Genomic DNA, 17,382 nt, shown 5'->3' with positions numbered 1-17,382 from the left:
TCCTCCAGTTTCCTTACTACTTCTCTACGATGGCGAGGACGTCTCTCTCGCCGATGACAAGATAGGTCTCGTCGTCGACCTTGACTTCGGTTCCCGAATACTTGCTGTAGATGACCTTGTCGCCGACCTTGACTTCCATCGGCTGGCGCGTGCCGTTGTCAAGCACTTTGCCCTGGCCTACCGCGACGACTTCGCCCTCGACGGGCTTCTCTTTCACGGTATCGGGAAGGACGAGCCCGCCCTTCGTCTTCTCCTCATTGGGAGCCGCCTTTACTACGATTCTGTCTCCAAGCGGTTTAAGTTTCATAGGAAAAATCCCCTCCTGTAAAATTTTCTTTCTTGGTATTAGCACTCGCACTCATTGAGTGCTAATTTCTTTACAATCGAAATTGTAATGAGCGGGGCCGCTTTTCTCAAATCTGTTTATTGGAGATTATTATTAATTTTATGCTTATTTATATGATTTTCTCGCAAATCCGCGATTTTATACAAACAGTTTGACTTTATTAAATCTTTCAGTCGTGACGCGCTATCGCGGCGTTTGACGGCAAACGGCACGAAACGCGGGCCGCTCCGGATATTTTCCGAAGCGGCCCGCGTTTCGCGTTTTTTCTTTGGTTTCTAGAAAAGTATTTCTCTCTTCGCGGGCTCCGCGGAGGCGATGAGGCGGCCTTTGTTGTAGGAGCGGAGCACTTCGCCTTTTCTGTTAAGCGCGTTGTAGAAGTTGTCGCCGTCGAGGATTATGAAGCTCGCGTCGTTGCCCTCGGCTATGCCGTAGCCGGAGAGGTGCAGCGTCTTCGCCGCGTTGTAGGTGCAGAGCCTGTAGGAGTCCATTATCTCCTGATAGCCCATCATCTGGCAGACGTGGAGGCCCATGAAGATGACGTCGCGCATGTTGCCCGTTCCGAGCGGGTACCACGGGTCGAATATGTCGTCGTGTCCGAACGAGACGTTGTTGCCGTTCGCGAGCAGCTCTTTGACGCGCGTCACGCCGCGGCGGCGCGGGTATGTGTCGAAGCGCCCCTGGAGGTGCGTGTTGACGAGCGGGTTGCAGACGAAGTTTATGTCGCTCATGCGAAGCAGACGGAAGAGCTTGCCGCAGTAGGCGTTGTTGTAGCTGTGCATCGCGGTCGTGTGGCTCGCCGTCACCATGTCCTTCATGCCGCTTTCGAGCGCGCGGCAGGCCAGGGTCTCGAGCCCCTTGGACTGTTCGTCGTCTATCTCGTCGCAGTGGACGTCCACGAGTTTGCCGTACTTCTCCGCTATCTTCATGCAGTAGTTGACGGACTCGACGGAGTACTCGCGCGTGAACTCGAAGTGCGGTATCGCGCCTACGCAGTCCGCGCCCATTTTGACGGAATCCTCGAGAAGCTGCTCGCCGTTCGGGTAGCTCATGATCCCCTCCTGCGGGAAGGCGACTATCTGGATGTTGACGAAATCTTTGAGCTCTTCGCGGAGCTCTATCATCGCCTCCATCGCTACGAGCGTCGGGTCCGTCACGTCTACGTGGGTACGGACGTGCTGGACGCCGTTGCCCGCCTGCATGCGCACGGCGCGGCGCACGCGCTCTTTAACGTCTTCTTTCGTCAGTTTTTCCTTGCGTTTGCTCCAGCACTCTATGCCCTCAAAGAGCGTGCCGGAGAGGTTCCACACGGGGTCGCCGGCTGTGAGGCAGGTGTCGAGGTGGACGTGGCTCTCGATGAAGGGAGGAATGGCGAGCTTGCCGGTTCCGTCCACGATCTCTTCGCCTTCGCGCGGCGCGAGGTTCTGAGCAATTTCTTCAAACTTTCCGTCCGTTACGCGGATGTCTTTGGCTTCGGTCGAGTTTTCTATGAATATGTTTTTTACGAGCATTTCGGAATAGTCCTTTCTTTACGGCTTAGCGCTTCGCACAGAGGCGGTCTGCGATAAGGAAGACCAGAGCGGCGACGAAGAGCGAGTTGACGGGCTTGATGCCGGTCGTGACGAATATGCCGACGAGCGAGCCTGCGACTACGGCGAGTATCGCGGGCATGTTGACCTCGCGCAGCGCGGGCCTGTCGTTCTCGTATTCGTCCTTATGCAGGAAGTAGTGAAGTATTAGCACCGCGCCGACGGGTGGTATCATGCCGGAGAGCAGGTTCAGCATCCCGACGAAGTTGTAGTAGAGCCATACGGCGAGGCCGGTGCCTATCGCGCCGCTGACAAGGACGAGCGGCTTGTTCGGTATCTTCGTGATATTCGAGACGCCGAGGCCTGCGGTGTAAAGCGCGTTGTTGTTCGTCGTCCAGATGTTGAGGCCGAGCGTGAGCACGGCGGGAAGCGCGAGTCCCTGAAGTATAAGTATGTCGAAGATGTCGGGCACGCCGGTGACGGCTCCGCCGACCGCTCCGAAAATCATCATTATCGAGTTGCCTACGAAGAAGGCGACGACGGTCGCTACGACGGCGACGGAGGGCGTCCTCGCGAAGCGCGTGAAGTTCGGCGTCGCGGTGCCGCCCGAGATGAATGAACCGACGACTATCGCGATGCCCGCCGCGAGGGAAAGCGGTTTATCGGGGTTCTGCGCGAAGACGTTCATGAATCCGCCGACCTCGTTTATGCCCCAGTTTACGGAGTAAATGCCGAGCACCGCGATGAGCGGGACGGCGATGCTGCCGAGGACGGCGAGCGCCTTGATGCCTAGGTATGCCGTGACCGTCATAATGACGCCCGTTATCACTATGAGCGCCCACATCGGGACGGCGTTGTTGATAAGGCCGGCCACCGGTATCGCAAACATCGCGACGCCGACTCCGAACCAGCCTATCTGGGTGAAGCTGATGAGGGCCGAGGGAAGGTACGAGCCTTTGCTGCCGAACGAGCGATGCGCGAGAAGGTCGAGCGTGAGCCCCGTGCGCTGGCCGATGTAGCCGAGCAGCCCGCAGTAGACGCCGAGGAAGGCGTTGCCCAAGACCATCGAGAAGAAGAATTTCTGAAGATTGAGGCCGATGCCGAGGTTGCCGCCCGCCGTCATGCTCGGCGAGAAGAACGTGAAGCCGACGAGGACGACCATCGCGGCCCAGAGCCCCTGCACCTTCATCGAGGCCGGAACCGCCGAGAGCGACCACTCGCTGTCCTCTACCCTTTTTACCGCTGCCTGCTCACTTGCCATAAACGACGCTCCGTTTCTTTTTATTTTTCGACTATGCAACCGATTGTGCAAGCCGTTAGTCATTATACAACGAAAATCGCGTTTTTACAAAGAATGGCGGCGGATTTTATTTTTTGTTTCCGTCGGCGAAATATTGAAAAACTGAACCGGCGCGAACGAAGGCCGCGCGCTATACCTTAAAGGCGACGGAGCTGTATTCTCATCGCGCTTCCGCAAAATGCAAAAAACGCCACGAAGGATTTGCCTGCTTCGGGCCGTTTCCGCGTTTCGCCGCGCGTGCTATATTAGGCATGAAAATCATCCGCGCACAGGCGCGAGTCATGGAGGTCTGGCTATGCCGGGCAAAGAAGAAAAATCGCCGCTTCAGGCGGCGTTCGCAAAAAATCTTAAATTTTTGAATCACGAGAGCTATCCGGAAGATTTCTTCCGCGGCTTCTTCGACGGGAGGCTGACGACAGTCGCCGCCGGCGCGGTGGATTTCCCGACAGGGCGCGTCGTACTCGCAGACCCGCTATGCTACCTCGGCACGAAGTACGAGACAAGGCTCGACCGCGTCATACCCGCCGGAAGCTACGACGTTGAACTTGCGATACTGCGCTCGCCCGTTGCGGGAATCCGCGTCGCGGCGGCGCGGCTTGCGATAAGCGAAGCGCCAGTCGTCAGCCGCGAGATAGCGATGCCGGAAGGCCGCAAACTCGAAGAGCTCGGGCAGCCAGGCGTTTGGACGTTTTTCGGAGTGGACGCGGGGCTCGCCTGCTTCGCCGACGCTCGCACGGCGGAGGAGTACCGCGAGTTCGCCGCACGCTGGAGAGAAAAGAACCCGGAGGGCGATATTTACAATGATTACTTCGCGCGCCTGTTCGCAGAAAGCGCCGCGGCCCGTCCGGACGTCCAGAACGGTTACGGAGATTTCATCGCCTGGCGCGTCCCCGGCGGAAGCAGGCTCACGATGTTCTCCAGCGGGCTCGGCGACGGGATATACAGCGCATACTGGGGGCTCGACGCCGGCGGCTCCCCCGCGGAGCTCGTCATTCCTTTCATGAATCCCGAATTTTTCTAAGCCTGAGCGTACGTTCCGCGCATAGGCGAACGCCGCCGCGATTTCCGCGGCGGCGCTGCTTTTTACGCTGTCTTATATCTTTTACTTCACGAGCGGCATTACTGTCTCTTCAAAAAATTTGTGCGCGTTCTCCGGCGAGACGCTGTATATCTTTCCGTCTATCTCCACGGACACGCCGTGCTCGCAGTTGCCGAGGCAGAAGGAGCCGGATATGTCTATCTTGTCGTGCAGCTTTCTGTTCTCTATCTCGTGCTGGAAGTACTGCAGGACGTTGTACGCGCCCTTGAGGTAGCACGAGGTCCCGTTGCATATTCTTATCGAAAGCATCTACTCAGCCTCCTTCGAGCCGTAACGGACGTGCAGCAGCTCGTGTACTTTGCCCTTGAGCAGTCCGTTGTAGAGCGATATCATGAGCGGGTTTTCCTCGGAGCGCTTGATGCTCGACATCCTGTCGGCGGAGTAGAGGCCCTTGCCGCGCAGCTCCTTTTCACCGCGCAGCGCGAACGGCTGCCCGGCGCCGCAGACGCAGCCGCCGGGGCAGGCCATGACCTCGACGAAGTCGTAATGCTCGCCGGCCTTTATGCGCTCGAGCAGCTTGTGCGCGTTGCCGAGGCCGCTGACTACCGCTATTTTCAGCGTTTTGTCCCCGTAGGCCACTTCGGCCTCTTTTATGCCCTCGTTTCCGCGCTCGCCCTTGAAGGCTATCGCGCGCAGCGCGGCGGGCGATTTGTCGGAGGTTATGCGGCGCAGCACGGCCTCAGTGACGCCGCCCGTGACGCCGAAGATGACGCCGGCTCCGCTCATCGTGCCGAACGGCATGTCAACTGCCTCGGGCTCGAGTTCGTCGAATACGATGCCGGATTCTTTTATCATCTGTATCAGCTCCTGCGTCGTTATCACGAAGTCCGTGTCGGGGCCGAGTTCGCTGCGGAATTCCTCGCGCGCGGCCTCGCCCTTCTTCGCGGTGCAGGGCATGACGGCGACGTGGTAGTGCTTGCGCGGCGAATGTTTGTGGTGCTCCTTTATTACGGAAGCGAACATCTGCATCGGCGAGCGGCAGGTCGAAAGGTACTCAGCGAACTCGGGCTCGTTCTTCTCGCAGTAGCTCACCCACGCGGGGCAGCAGGAGGTGAAGAGCGGCATTTCGTCCGTCTCGCCCTTCGCGAGCTTCTCGAGGAATTCGGCGGACTCCTCGAGCACCGTGAGGTCGGCTCCCGTAGAAGTGTCGAAGACTTCGTTGAAGCCCATGCGGCGCAGCGCCGCGACGATGCGGCCCATCGCGTTCTCGCCGCCGCCCATGCCGAACTCCTCGCCTATCGCGACGCGCACGGCGGGCGCTATCTGTACTGAGACGCGCGCCTTTTTGTCGTCGAGCGCCTTCCAGACCTTCGCAGTGTCGTTCTTGACGACTATCGCTCCGGTCGGGCAGACGGCGGCGCACTGGCCGCAGCCGACGCAGCAGCTTTCCGCTATCGGAATGTCGAAGACGGTGCTTATCGTCATCTTCGAGCCGCGGTTCGCGAAGTCTATCGCTCCGACGTGCTGTATCTCGTTGCACATCCTCACGCAGTCGCCGCAGAGTATGCACTTGTTGTGGTCGCGCGAGATGCAGAGCGACGAGTCGTCTCGCCTCGGCTCCGCAGCGCCGTTCGGGAAGCGCACGCCCTCGATGTTGAAGCGCATCGCGAGGTCCTGCAGCTTGCATTTGCCGTTGTTGTGGCAGGTCGTGCAGTCGCGGCAGTGGTCGGCGAGCAGCAGCTCGAGTATCATCCGGCGGTACTTGCGCAGCCGCTCGGTGTTCGTCCATATCTCCATGCCCTCTTTCGGCGGCGTGGAGCAGGCGGCGTCGAGGCCGCCCCATTTGTTCTCGACCATGCACATGCGGCAGGCGCCGTAGATGGAGAGCTCCGAGTAGTAGCAGAAGGTCGGGAGCTGTATGCCGGCTTTGCGTATGACCTCGAGGATGTTTTTCTCGCCGTCTATCTCGACGGGTATCCCGTCTATCGTCATGTATTTCTTCTGTTCCATCGGGCTATCCCTCCTTCACCGCGTGGAACGGGCAGGCCGTCACGCAGGCGCCGCATTTTATGCATTTGTCCCTGTCTATGACGAAGGGCTTCTTTATCTCGCCGCTGATCGCCCCGACGGGACATCCGCGAGCGCATTTCGAGCAGCCCTTGCAGAGCGCCGGGTCTATCGAGAAGCTCTTGAGCTTCGAACAGGCCCCGACCGGGCAGTATTTTTTATAGATGTGCGCCTCGTATTCCTCGCGGAAGTTCTTTATCGTGCTGACGACCGGGAGCGCGGCGGATTTGCCGAGGCCGCAGAGCGCGGTGTGCGATATCATGTCGGCGAGCTCGAGCAGCAGCTCTATGTCGCCGTCGCGCCCCTCGCCCGCGACGATGCGCTCCAGTATCGCGAGCATCTGCTTCGTGCCGCCGCGGCAGGGGACGCATTTTCCGCAGGACTCGTTCTGCGTGAAGTTCATGAAGAAGCGCGCCACCTCGACCATGCAGGTCTTGGAGTCCATGACGACTAGGCCACCGGAGCCTATCATCGCGCCCGCGGCTGTAAGCGAGTCAAAGTCGAGCGGCAGATCCAGGTCTTTCTCAGTGAGGCAGCCGCCGGACGGCCCGCCTATCTGCACGGCCTTGAAGCCGGCGCCGCCGCGCATACCGCCGCCGACGTCGAAGACGACCTCGCGCAGCGTCGTGCCCATCGGCACCTCGATGAGCCCCGTGTTCTCTATGTTGCCGGTCAGGGCGAAAGCCTTCGTGCCCGGGCTCTTGTCCGGGCCGAGCGACTTGTACCACTCGACGCCGTTGCTGATTATGAGCGGGACGTTGGCGAAGGTCTCGACGTTGTTCAGCACAGTCGGGCTGTCGAAAAGCCCGTGCTCGACCGTGCGCGGCGGCTTCACGCGCGGCATTCCGCGCTTGCCCTCTATCGAGGCTGTCAGCGCGCTGCCCTCGCCGCAGACGAAGGCCCCGGCCCCGCGGTTGATGTGTATGCGGAACGAGAAACCGCTGCCCATTATGTTGTCTCCGAGCAGTCCCAGCTCCTCCGCCTGGGCTATCGCGGTTCGCAGACGCGAGACCGCCATCGGGTACTCGGCGCGCACGTAGATGTAGCCTTCGGACGCTCCGCAGGCGACGCCCGCTATCATCATGCCTTCGAGCATCTTGTGCGGGTCGCCCTCCATTATGCTGCGGTCCATGAACGCGCCCGGGTCTCCCTCGTCGCCGTTGCAGACGATATATTTAGGCCCGGCCTTCTGCGCGCGCACCTGGCTCCACTTGCGCCCGGTCGGGAAGCCGCCGCCGCCGCGCCCGCGAAGGTTCGAGTCGGAAATCATCTGCACGATCTCGTCGCCGCTCATATCGAAGAGCGCTTTTTCAAAGGCGCTGTATCCGCCGATGCCGAGATATTCCTTTATCGAGGTCGCGTCTATATGCCCGCAGTGCTCCAGCACGCGGCGGGTCTGTTTCTTGTAGAAGGGTATCTCTTCCTGCCTTTTGAAAATTTCTCCGTGCTTGGAATAGGCCAGGCGCTCAATATGTTCGCCGCCGATTATCGTCTTTTCGACGATCTCACCGCAGTCGGCTGGCTTCACCTTGACGTAGAGCCAGCCCTGCGGCTCGATGCGGACGAGCGGCCCCATCTCGCAGAACCCGTGGCAGCCGGATTTCTTAAGGCCGACGGAGCCGTCGTGCGGCTCCTCGGCGAGCTCGACCTCGACCCTGAGTCCGCGCTCCTCCATTATTTTTTTAAGCTCGTCGTAAATCACGAGCGAACCGCTCGATATGCAGCCGGTACCCGCGCATATCAAGATCTTCTTCTTTTCGCCGGCGAGGCTTTCCGCGTATTCCTTCCTGAGCTCGCGCAGCTCTTCGCGCGTCTTTATAATCATGCTAAAGCTCCTTCTTGAGAGCCGCCACGAGTTCGGCGGCCTTGTCGGGCGTCATGGACGGATGCACCTCGTCGTTGACGGTAAGCACTGGGGCGAGTCCACACGCTCCGAGACACGACACCGTCTCGACGGTGAAGCCCAGGTCGTCCGTCGTCACCTTGTTCTCGGAAAGGCCGAGCTCCGAGCGCAGCCTTTCGAGTATCGGAATGGAATTCCTGACGTGGCACGCGGTGCCGTTGCAGACCTTGATGACGAACTTCCCCTTAGGATTCAGCGAGAAATTTTCGTAGAAGGTCGCGACGCTGTAGATGCGCGCCTCCGGCATTCCGAGCTTCTTTGAAAGATAGGGGAAGATCTCACGCGGCAGATAGCGGTAATGCTCCTGAATATCCTGGAGTATCGCAATGACCGCGGTAGCCTGCGCGTCGTGCTCTTCGACTATCCTGTCGATGGGCGCGTAGTCAAAACTCTCCGTCACCATACACATCCCTCTCTCTTAATCGGTTGATTGAACGGAGTCGCGGCGCCTCCACACAACGCGCCGGACTATAACATAGTATCAAAAAAGGCGGATGCCTGACGCGCCCGCCTACTTTTTATTCGCCTGACTCAGACGGCTTGAAAGCGCCGCGAACGACGCCGCGAGATTCTCATTCGAGACGATGACGCCATCCGGCACCGAAAGGTGTACCGGCGCGAAGTTCCACACGGCGAGGACGCCGCCGGCGATCATAGCGTCGCACGTGCTCTGCGCCGCCTCCGCCGGGACGGTTATAATCCCGATATGCACGCCGAGGCGCGCGCACAGTTCCGCTATGCGCGACGCGTCGAATATCTCCTTGCCCGCCACCGTCGTGCCGATTACGTCGCGCGAGGTGTCGAAGCCCGCGATGACCGCCAAGCCGTAGCGGTCGAAATTTTTATACGAAAGCAGAGCGCGCCCGAGATTGCCGACACCGGCGACGACCGCCTCGTGCGCGTTGTTGCAGCCGAGGAACTCCGCCATATCGTCTATGAGCCCGTCGAGGGCGAAGCCGATGCGTGGGTTTCCGTCAACGCTCGAGACGGAGGCCAGATCCTTCCGCACCTGCACGGGATGCAGCCCGAGCTCCGAAGCTATGAAAGCGGCGGAGACGTGGCTTTTGCCATCCGCCTTTATTTTTTTCAGCAATTCAAGATAGACCGGCATACGCTGAAGAGACTGCCTCGATATACTAAGAGGTTTAGCTGCTTCGCCCGACGTCATACCCCTTCACTCCCCGTCGCGTGTTTGCTTCATTATCGATAATTATATATCGATAGCAAAATCCTGCAAGTGGCAATCTGCGGCGCTTCGGACACTTTTTTTAAATTTCCCGGCGCAGGCAACGCCGCACGCAATTCCGGCGAAAAACGCGGCATCCGCTCCCTTTAGGAAAAACCGGCAGTCTGAGCGCCGCGCGTGCGAAGCTTCGTAAACACGCCGCAGCTTCAGCGCGCGCGAGCGAAGCGGCGAGTCGCGGGGAAAACTCCGCGCGTTTGCGGAAAAGCCGCACGCGCTGCGGGAATTTCGCCGAACGCGCGGAATCTTCATCACGCGAGCGGTTTTTCGTCAAACTCGCGCTCTTTTCCGAACGCGCCTGACTTCGCCTTCGTTCCGCGCCGGCCGCCCCGCGCCGCGGGCGGCGCGGAAAATGTAAAACGCGGCGGCGCGCTCTTGCAATTTGCCGTCTATATGGTACGATAGCGTAAATTACAACAGTTTTGCAGCGTATGCAACGCACAGCTGCACAGCATTTCAAGCTTAACTATGAAAGGGGAGGCGGAAATGATAACAGTAAGTAACAACTTGATTATGAATGTTATAATTACCCCCCCCCCGTTTGCATTCCAGACTAAATAGCTACTATCAATATACATATATAGAAACAAACCATAAAATACGGCGCGCACACGCCGCTGTCGCCGCGCGCCCCGCGCCGATGCAATACCAGCCGTTCGCGGACGATTCATAGCGCACGAAGATGGCGCACAGCCGCCGCACGCTTTCTCTCCTTTTGCTGTCTTTCCGTACAAAACCGAACTCCGCACGGCGCGCGAAAAATTTAGGAACGCGCCGCCGCTGTTGGTATTTTGCCCTTTTGCCGAAAATATGAAAGACAGGCAGAAAACACGCATGAGCACAAAATTTGCGCGTTCGCGCAGAAACAGCCGGACGCGGATAAATCAAGGAAAGGAAGGTCAAACAGATGACTTCGTTTACAAAACATAAAAAGGCCCATATAAAGCCGCTCGCGGTCTTCGCCGCCGCGCTGATGCTCGGCGCGTCGGCGTTCAGCGGCGCGGCGCTCGCCGACAATATTCAGTATGGCAATAACGCGAGCGCGACGGGGACGAACACAACTGCTATAGGAAACAACGCTAACGCATCCGGCAACAAAACCACCGCTATAGGTAACGCCGCTAATGCTTCTAACAGCAACAGCACCGCCGCCGGAAACAACGCAAACGCATCCGGTTTCGACAGCACAGCTACCGGAAGCGGCTCTCAAGCTATTGGCAACCAGAGTACTGCCACCGGCAACGGCGCTACAGCTGATAAAAACAACAGCACCGCTACTGGGTACAACGCTGCGGCTTCCGAACGCGACAGCACAGCAACAGGAAGCGGCGCTAAGGCTTCCAGCACCAGCAGCACTGCTACCGGAAACAACGCCGAAGCCAGCGGCAGCCAGAGTACCGCTACCGGAAGCGGCGCTAAGGCTAGCAGCGGCAACAGCACCGCCAGCGGGTACAGCGCTACGGCCTCCGGCGGCAACAGCACTGCCACTGGAAACAGCGCTAAGGCCAACGGCGGCAACAGCACCGCTACCGGAAATAACGCAACCGCTTCCAAAACCAACAGCACCGCTACCGGAAGCAACGCCGAGGCTTCCGAAAGCAACAGTACCGCCACTGGAAACAGCGCCAAAGCCTCCGGCGGCGGCAGCACCGCCACCGGAAACAGCGCTAACGCCTCCGGCGGCAGCAGCACCGCTACTGGAAGTGGTGCGACCGCTTCCAACACCCAAAGCACCGCTACTGGCAGCGGCGCTTTGGCTTCCGGCAATAAAAGCACTGCCACCGGAAACAGCGCCGCGGCTTCCGGTACCAGCAGCACAGCTATCGGAAACAGCGCATCGGCCGCAGGCGACTACAGCACCGCCGTCGGGAACAGCTCTGCGGCATCCAACAGGAACAGCACCGCAATCGGCAGCAACGCGAACGCACTGGGCGCTAATTCCGTCGCGATAGGCAGCGGATCCGTGGCGGCGGGCGACAACATAGTATCGTTCGGCAGCGACACGATCAAGCGCCAACTCACCAACGTCGCAGACGGCGGCGTCTACAGCGGAAGCTCCGACGCCGTGACCGGCGGCCAGCTTTGGGACGCCTATCAGCGTATGGGGACGATGGAAAACAATATTTATCGCGAGATGGATAACCTGCGCGAGGACATCAACATCGTCGGCGCGCACGCCGCGGCTCTCTCTGGGCTTCACCCGATCCAGTACGACCCCGATATGCCGACGACACTCTCGGCCGCCGTCGGCACGTACCGCGACGAGTACGCGGTCGCGGTCGGCGTTTTCCACTACACGCGCGAGACGGTGATGTTCAACCTCGGCGCTTCGATATGCTCGGACGGCGACCTTATGGGGCGCGCGGGCGTGAGCTTCGCGGTCGGCAAGGGCGGCGAGAAGTCAAAGAAGCGCGCGAAAGACGCCGCCTCGATGCAGAAGCGCATGGACGAGATGGAAGCGATGCTCACGAAGCTGATGGAGGAAAACGAACAGAACAAGCAGACCATCATCGAGCTCACGTCGCAGCTTGAAGCAAAGAACTGACGAAAACAGAGGCAGGAGCGGCTGCTCTCCGCTCCGGTCTCTAATCCGCGCCGGCGCGGGCGCGAGAGTTGAAACGCCTACGCCGAGCAAAAACGCTTTGCGCGCCGCCGCGATTCTGCCAGGGGTACGCGGCGGCTCGTAATAAAAGGCGGGACGGCGAAGTTCTGCCGTTCCGCTTCGCTTTGCGCCCGTTTATATTTACTTGCTTTTTCATAAAAACGCCGTCGTTCCGTGAATCTTCTATGCGGGACATCCGCCTTAAATACCAAGACTAAACGAAGCGATATGCCGCAATATGAGGTTACGCGATACGGAGCGGAGGCCAGGCAGGGCCCGCCCCGTTTCACCGGGCGCAAAAGATTTGCATGGCGACATGTAATTTTTATAAAAGTTCATACAATATATAAGCAACGCCCCGTCGCAGGCGCCACGCAAGGCCAGGCGCGCCGCGCGGCGTGCGCCAAGAGCTCTGTGCTATAATGAAAAAAGTCCTAGACCGCGCCTCCGCGCGGCGAACAATGGTGAACGGGGGAACAAACATGAATATAACGATCCTCGGCGCGGGAAGCTTCGGAACGGCGATGGCCGTACACCTCGCGTCGCTCGGCAACGAAGCTCTGATGTGGACGATAGACGAAAGCCAGGCGAAGGCGATAACGGAGACGCGGCGCAACAACTTCTGCTTCCGCGACACAGAGCTGCCGCGCGCCGTCAACTGCACGACCGACTTAGACGCCGCGCTCGCTTTCTCCGACCGTTACATAATGGCGATACCGACGCAGTTCGTGCGCGAGGTCTGCGAGAAGATAGCCGCGCGCGGAGAACGCGAAGGGCATATCCTCAATCTGGCGAAGGGCATAGAGATCTCGACCGGCGACCTGCTTCACAAGGTCTACGCTGAATGCTGCCCGTTCCTCAAATATTCCGCCCTCTCCGGCCCCAGCCACGCGGAAGAGGTCCTGATAGGCCGCCCGACGACCGTCGCGCTCGCCTCAGCAGACGAAGAAGAGGCGAAGGGCTGGCAGCAAATCGTCAGCGGCAACAACTTCCGCGTCTACACCGGGACGGACGTCGTCGGCCTCGAGGTCGGCGGCGCGACGAAGAACATATACGCGATAGCGGCGGGCATAGCGAAGGCGCTCGACCTCGGAGACAACGCAATGGCGGCGCTCGCCTCGCGCGGACTCGCCGAGATAATGCGCTTCGGCGCTAAGCTCGGCGCTTCGCCTCTCACCCTCTCGGGGCTCGCCGGAGTCGGCGACCTCATCGTCACATGCTACAGCATGTACTCGCGCAACTTCCGCCTCGGCCTCGCGATAGGCAGCGGCATGAGCTTCGAGGAGGCCGCCGGCTCGCTCGGGCAGGTAGCGGAGGGCGCCTACACGGTGCGGGCCGTCGTCGAGAACAGCAAGCAGTTCGGAGTCGAGATGCCGATAGCCGAGGCCGTCTACCGTGTGCTCTATAAGGGGGAACGTCCTCAGAAGCTTATCGAGGAGCTATTCGCGCGTCCGCTGAAGCCCGAGATGAGACTGTAATTTCCGCGCAGCGTCTCCAGCGCGCCGAGAAAGCAAGAAACGCGCAAGCGCCGCAGGCTTAACGCCGCGGCGCTTTTTTATCGCGCCCCGATATTTTATAAGAGACGCGCGGCGGCAGTTTTTTGCTTGACATTGCAGTGTGGCGGTTTTTTAATATACAACATATTGTATTTTGCTTTTTCAGGAGGAGCAATGACGGAAGAGGATTTTATAATCGAGCGCAGGATTCTGAGAATCGGCAATATGGTGCTGGCGACGCGCGACGCCGATTTGAAGCGTTTCGGACTGACGACGGTGCAGTCGGAGACGCTTCTGTTTTTCGACAGGCACGCCGGGGCGCTCGCCGCCGATTTGAAGGATTATCTCTCAGTCAGCCATCAAGCGGCGCGCGGCATCGTGGAGCGCATGAAGGAGAAGGGGCTGCTTTACGCCGTCGTCGGCGATGACGCGAGGGGAAAGCGGACTTATCTTACCGAGAAGGGGCGGAAGCTCTGCTCAGAATTAAAGAAAAAGGGAAGCGCTCTCGGCGCAGGCCTTCTGTCCGGTTTATCGGACGAAGAGAAAAAGGCTTTGTATTTCACTCTTGATAAAATTATAAAAAATATCGAAGAGCAAAAAACGTAAAAGCAGGCGGAAGGCAGCCACGAAACTGCGTTAAGCGTAGCGTTCGGTTCAGCCCCGCCTGTTTTCGCGCGCCGTCCGCCTCACGTGCGCTTCGGCATGCGGAGCGGAGCCTTTTACAAATTTTTCCGGCAGTAACGCCGGTATCGAAGTGAAAAGACGCGGCGTTCCGCGTCCGCCGTAAAGCGCGGCGGACAGACATGAGCAGACTGACGCGCGCAAAACCGGCGGCGCGCCGGAGCGCGGCGTTACAGAATGTGCGCCTGTTTCTCTTTTGAAATTCAGCAGCGGTATTATTTATAAGGGGGCAGAAATGATTACATTAGAGACGATAAAACGTTATTTTGTTTTTCTTATAGGGCTGGTTCTCACAGCCTTCGGGGTCGCGCTGATAACGAAGGCGGCGCTCGGAACTTCGCCTATAGCGGCGATTCCATACAGTCTGTCGCTGATCAGCGGAAGACTGACGCTCGGTATATGGATAGTGATTTTCAATCTCACGCTCGTCGCGTCTCAGGCCGCGATAGAGGGCAGGAAATGCGTCAAGGCTCAGATTATGATCGAGGCCGCGCTGACTTTTCTCTTCGGCTATTCCGTGGACGCCGCGATGTCCCTCCTGTGGGCGCTCAATCCGGCGAGCTACGCAGCAAAGGCCGCGGCGCTGCTTGCCGGATGCTGCGTCATATCGCTTGGCGCTTATCTAGAGGTGATAGCCGACGTGGCGATGCTGCCATACGACGGTTTTGTGCGCGCCTTGTCTCGGGCGCTGAAGAAGGAGTATGTGACGCTCCGAGTGTTCCTGGACGTAACTATGTCTGCTGCGGCCGCGGCTCTCTGTCTGATCTTTCTCGGCGGGCTCGCGGGCGTGCGCGAGGGCACGGCGGCCTCTGCGCTGCTTGTCGGCTCTATCGTGAAGATCTACGCGCGTCTGTTCTCCGGCGCTGCGAACAGGATTTTCCCGCGGACGGAAGAGGCGGCAAAACCGGCCGGCATTCCTTCAGGCAATCTGATAATCGCGATTTCGCGCGAGTACGGCAGCGGCGGGCGAAATATCGGTAAAAAAATCGCGGAAGCCCTGGGCGTGCCGTATTACGACGCGGAGCTGATCCGCATGTTCGCCCAGGAGGGCGGCTATACGGAGGATTTCGTGCGCGAGTTCGACGAAAAAATGACGCCCTCGCAGTATAAACTCTATTCGTGGTACGTTCCGGCATTGCCAGATCGCGACAAACCGAAGGCCGAGCGTCTGTTCCATATTGAAGAAAGGGTCATCAACGAGATTGCGTCACGCGGCTCCTGCGTCATAGTGGGAAGGCTCGCCGGCCATATCCTGCGCGGGCATAAGAACGTGCTGCACGTCTTTATAACAGCCGGCGCGGAGGCGAAGATCAGGCGCGTGATGGCGAGGGACGGCCTTACAAGGGGGGCGGCCCGTGCGCAGATATCGAAGGTGGAAAAGGAGCGCGCAGCGCATTGCCTGTATTTCACACACACGGAATGGGGGAAGGCCGAAAATTACGACCTGTCTGTAAAGTCCGACAAATACGGAATTGATGAAACCAGCAGCATGCTGACCGCAGCCGCAGGGCGCCTGGCCGCGCGCATATCGCAGCTCCCGCCGGCGTCCACGTAGCGCGCGCCGTGGACGCGGAGCGGCTTCGCCAACTACCCGGCTCCGCCCATAATAGAACGCGCCGGAGCAAGATCCGCAAAAGTCCTCGTCTCGCCAGCCGGACTCGGCTTCCGTTTTTTGCCGCCTCGCTGCGCTATACGGAACGGGCCGCCTTTCGTTCGTCCGGCGGCTCGTTGATTTTGTTCGTATTTCTGTGGTTTGCGGCGTTTTTTACGGAAGTTCCACGTACTTCTCCACTTCCGTCAGGAAAGCGCCTATCCCCTCGTGGACGACGACGTCGGCCATCCTGTCGAGCGGAGTAGGTTCGCGGTTGATTATCACGAGGTTCGCGCCGTTCATCTTAGCCTGCTGCGGGAAGTAGTTGGCTGGAGAGACGACAAGAGACGAGCCGAGCACTATGAACGTGCGGCAGCGCCCGCTGAGCCTGTCGGCTACGGCGAGCGCCTTCTGCGGCAGCATTTCTCCGAAGAGCACGACGCTCGGGCGCAGGTGCCCGCCGCAGAACTCGCACGGACGCCCCGCGAGGAAGGCCTCCCTGTCCCCCGTCTTGCCGCATCTGTGGCAGTAGACGGGCTCGAGGCTGCCGTGCAGCTCCAACACGTTGACAGAGCCGGCCTTCTGGTGCAGCCGGTCTACGTTCTGCGTGACGACGCCGTCTACGAGGCCGCGCTTTTCCCATTCGGCTATGAGCTTATGCCCCACGTTGGGCTGCACCTCGTCGGGGACGAAGAGGCGCGCTTTGTAAAATTCGAGAAATTCGTCGTAGTTGTTTTCGAGTACGCCCACGGAGGCGAGACGCGCAGGGTCGGCGTGCGCCCATATACCGTCCTTCGAGCGGAAATCCTGGAGTCCGGACTCCGTGCTGAGCCCGGCTCCGCTGAATATGACAACGCCTCCGCCGCGTATGAGCGCGGCGACCTTTTTCGCCATTTCCTCACTCATTGCCAGCTCCTCCGTTTTCTTCAATTTCCCGGAAACGCGGAACGCTTTCCCCGTTCACAGTCACGTTTTCAAAAAACATTTTCTTCGGCCTTATCCATAGTCCGCCGTCGTTATAAAGCGGGCGGTAGACGACGTACTCTTCTTCCGTCTCCGAGTGGCGCGCTATTCCGACGAACTCGTATTCGCCGCCCTTAAAGTGCCTGAATTTCCGCATCCACGGCGGCCTCCGCGCGCACGCGGGCCATCGGAAGCCCGGTGTCGTGCGCTATCCTTCTTATGTCCTCGTACTCGGGCGTCTCTTTCAGCGTTTCGCCGCCGAGCATGCCGCGCTTGAAGCGCACTTCGCCGTAGCGCGTCCCGACTTTACGGATCTCCCGCGCGAGCATCAGCCGCTCGACCTCGCGCATACGCACGCCTAGCGTCGTCGTATGGCGCAGCATAAGCTCCGCGAAGCGCTCCGTTTCCTCCGGCGCGGCCAGAACGCAGAGCTTCACCGCCGGACGGTTCTTTTTCATCTGTATATGCTCGAACCAAACGTCCAGCGCCCCGGCAGCGAGCAGCAGCTCCATCGCAGCGCCGAGGTCCTCGCCAGTCATGTCGTCGATGTTCGCGCTTATCTCTATGGCGCGTCCTCTTATGAGGCCGCCGGATTCTCCTTCAGCCATCTCAGCACCGCCTTTCG

General features: G+C 59.4%; 17 protein-coding genes. 5 read left to right on the top strand and 12 right to left on the bottom strand.

Going from position 1 to position 17,382, the window contains the following annotated elements; all coding sequences use genetic code 11:
- Window positions 1-16: 16 nt before the first annotated feature.
- From groES to codB, 3 genes are all read right to left on the bottom strand, one after another.
- The gene (gene groES, locus B5F39_RS09330) at window positions 17-307 is read right to left on the bottom strand and encodes a co-chaperone GroES (protein ID WP_087366455.1); all 291 of its coding nucleotides are present in this window, start codon (window positions 305-307) and stop codon (window positions 17-19) included.
- Window positions 308-621: 314 nt separating this feature from the next.
- Window positions 622-1,854, bottom strand: a complete 1,233-nt coding sequence (gene codA, locus B5F39_RS09325; protein WP_087366451.1) for a cytosine deaminase — start codon at window positions 1,852-1,854, stop codon at window positions 622-624.
- A gap of 25 nt (window positions 1,855-1,879) precedes the next feature.
- Window positions 1,880-3,133, bottom strand: coding sequence for a cytosine permease (gene codB, locus B5F39_RS09320; protein WP_087366448.1), 1,254 nt, complete (start codon window positions 3,131-3,133; stop codon window positions 1,880-1,882).
- 334 nt (window positions 3,134-3,467) lie between these two features.
- Here codB and B5F39_RS09315 point away from each other — a divergent pair, with 334 nt between their 5' ends.
- Window positions 3,468-4,193 (top strand): DUF4241 domain-containing protein, encoded by a 726-nt coding sequence (locus tag B5F39_RS09315; RefSeq protein WP_158096011.1) that lies wholly within the window; start codon window positions 3,468-3,470, stop codon window positions 4,191-4,193.
- Between the two features lie 81 nt (window positions 4,194-4,274).
- Here the strand turns inward: B5F39_RS09315 and B5F39_RS09310 are convergent, their stop codons facing one another.
- The 6 genes from B5F39_RS09310 to B5F39_RS14070 all read right to left on the bottom strand — a co-directional run bounded on the left by B5F39_RS09310 (window position 4,275) and on the right by B5F39_RS14070 (window position 10,327).
- The gene (locus B5F39_RS09310; RefSeq protein ID WP_087366443.1) at window positions 4,275-4,520 is read right to left on the bottom strand and encodes a (2Fe-2S) ferredoxin domain-containing protein; all 246 of its coding nucleotides are present in this window, start codon (window positions 4,518-4,520) and stop codon (window positions 4,275-4,277) included.
- The gene (locus B5F39_RS09305) at window positions 4,521-6,221 is read right to left on the bottom strand and encodes a [FeFe] hydrogenase, group A (RefSeq protein WP_087366441.1); all 1,701 of its coding nucleotides are present in this window, start codon (window positions 6,219-6,221) and stop codon (window positions 4,521-4,523) included.
- Between the two features lie 4 nt (window positions 6,222-6,225).
- Complete coding sequence (locus tag B5F39_RS09300) at window positions 6,226-8,103, bottom strand: NADH-quinone oxidoreductase subunit NuoF (protein WP_087366438.1); 1,878 nt, start codon at window positions 8,101-8,103, stop codon at window positions 6,226-6,228.
- A 1-nt stretch (window position 8,104) separates the two neighbouring features.
- Entirely contained in the window at window positions 8,105-8,584 is a 480-nt protein-coding gene (locus tag B5F39_RS09295; protein WP_087366435.1) for an NAD(P)H-dependent oxidoreductase subunit E, read from the bottom strand.
- A gap of 108 nt (window positions 8,585-8,692) precedes the next feature.
- A complete protein-coding gene (locus B5F39_RS09290) occupies window positions 8,693-9,349 on the bottom strand; it encodes a redox-sensing transcriptional repressor Rex (RefSeq protein ID WP_087366432.1) in 657 nt (218 codons plus the stop codon).
- 642 nt (window positions 9,350-9,991) lie between these two features.
- Window positions 9,992-10,327: a hypothetical protein gene (locus tag B5F39_RS14070; RefSeq protein ID WP_143330707.1), complete on the bottom strand. Its 336-nt coding sequence runs from the start codon at window positions 10,325-10,327 to the stop codon at window positions 9,992-9,994.
- 4 nt (window positions 10,328-10,331) lie between these two features.
- Here B5F39_RS14070 and B5F39_RS14065 point away from each other — a divergent pair, with 4 nt between their 5' ends.
- From B5F39_RS14065 to B5F39_RS09260, 4 genes are all read left to right on the top strand, one after another.
- Window positions 10,332-11,969, top strand: a complete 1,638-nt coding sequence (locus B5F39_RS14065) for a YadA-like family protein (protein ID WP_143330706.1) — start codon at window positions 10,332-10,334, stop codon at window positions 11,967-11,969.
- 539 nt (window positions 11,970-12,508) lie between these two features.
- Window positions 12,509-13,504, top strand: a complete 996-nt coding sequence (locus B5F39_RS09270; RefSeq protein WP_087366424.1) for an NAD(P)H-dependent glycerol-3-phosphate dehydrogenase — start codon at window positions 12,509-12,511, stop codon at window positions 13,502-13,504.
- A 192-nt stretch (window positions 13,505-13,696) separates the two neighbouring features.
- The gene (locus B5F39_RS09265) at window positions 13,697-14,128 is read left to right on the top strand and encodes a MarR family transcriptional regulator (RefSeq protein WP_087366421.1); all 432 of its coding nucleotides are present in this window, start codon (window positions 13,697-13,699) and stop codon (window positions 14,126-14,128) included.
- A gap of 310 nt (window positions 14,129-14,438) precedes the next feature.
- Entirely contained in the window at window positions 14,439-15,758 is a 1,320-nt protein-coding gene (locus B5F39_RS09260; RefSeq protein ID WP_087366418.1) for a cytidylate kinase family protein, read from the top strand.
- 210 nt (window positions 15,759-15,968) lie between these two features.
- Here the strand turns inward: B5F39_RS09260 and B5F39_RS09255 are convergent, their stop codons facing one another.
- From B5F39_RS09255 to larC, 3 genes are read right to left on the bottom strand one after another with little or no spacing between them, the layout of a single operon-like run.
- Entirely contained in the window at window positions 15,969-16,700 is a 732-nt protein-coding gene (locus B5F39_RS09255) for an NAD-dependent deacylase (RefSeq protein WP_087366416.1), read from the bottom strand.
- The gene (locus B5F39_RS09250; RefSeq protein ID WP_087366414.1) at window positions 16,693-16,914 is read right to left on the bottom strand and encodes a DUF1653 domain-containing protein; all 222 of its coding nucleotides are present in this window, start codon (window positions 16,912-16,914) and stop codon (window positions 16,693-16,695) included. The genes B5F39_RS09255 and B5F39_RS09250 overlap by 8 nt, the downstream gene beginning before the upstream one ends.
- Window positions 16,892-17,365, bottom strand: coding sequence for a nickel insertion protein (gene larC, locus B5F39_RS09245; RefSeq protein ID WP_087366412.1), 474 nt, complete (start codon window positions 17,363-17,365; stop codon window positions 16,892-16,894). Before larC ends, B5F39_RS09250 begins: the two co-directional genes overlap by 23 nt.
- Between the last annotated feature and the right edge of the window lie 17 nt (window positions 17,366-17,382).

It is taken from the genome of Cloacibacillus sp. An23 (assembly GCF_002159945.1).
In the GTDB taxonomy this organism is placed as follows: Bacteria; Synergistota; Synergistia; order Synergistales; family Synergistaceae; genus Caccocola.
The sequence above is the reverse complement of the archived record's forward strand: the minus strand, read 5'-3'. Positions and strand labels throughout refer to the sequence as shown.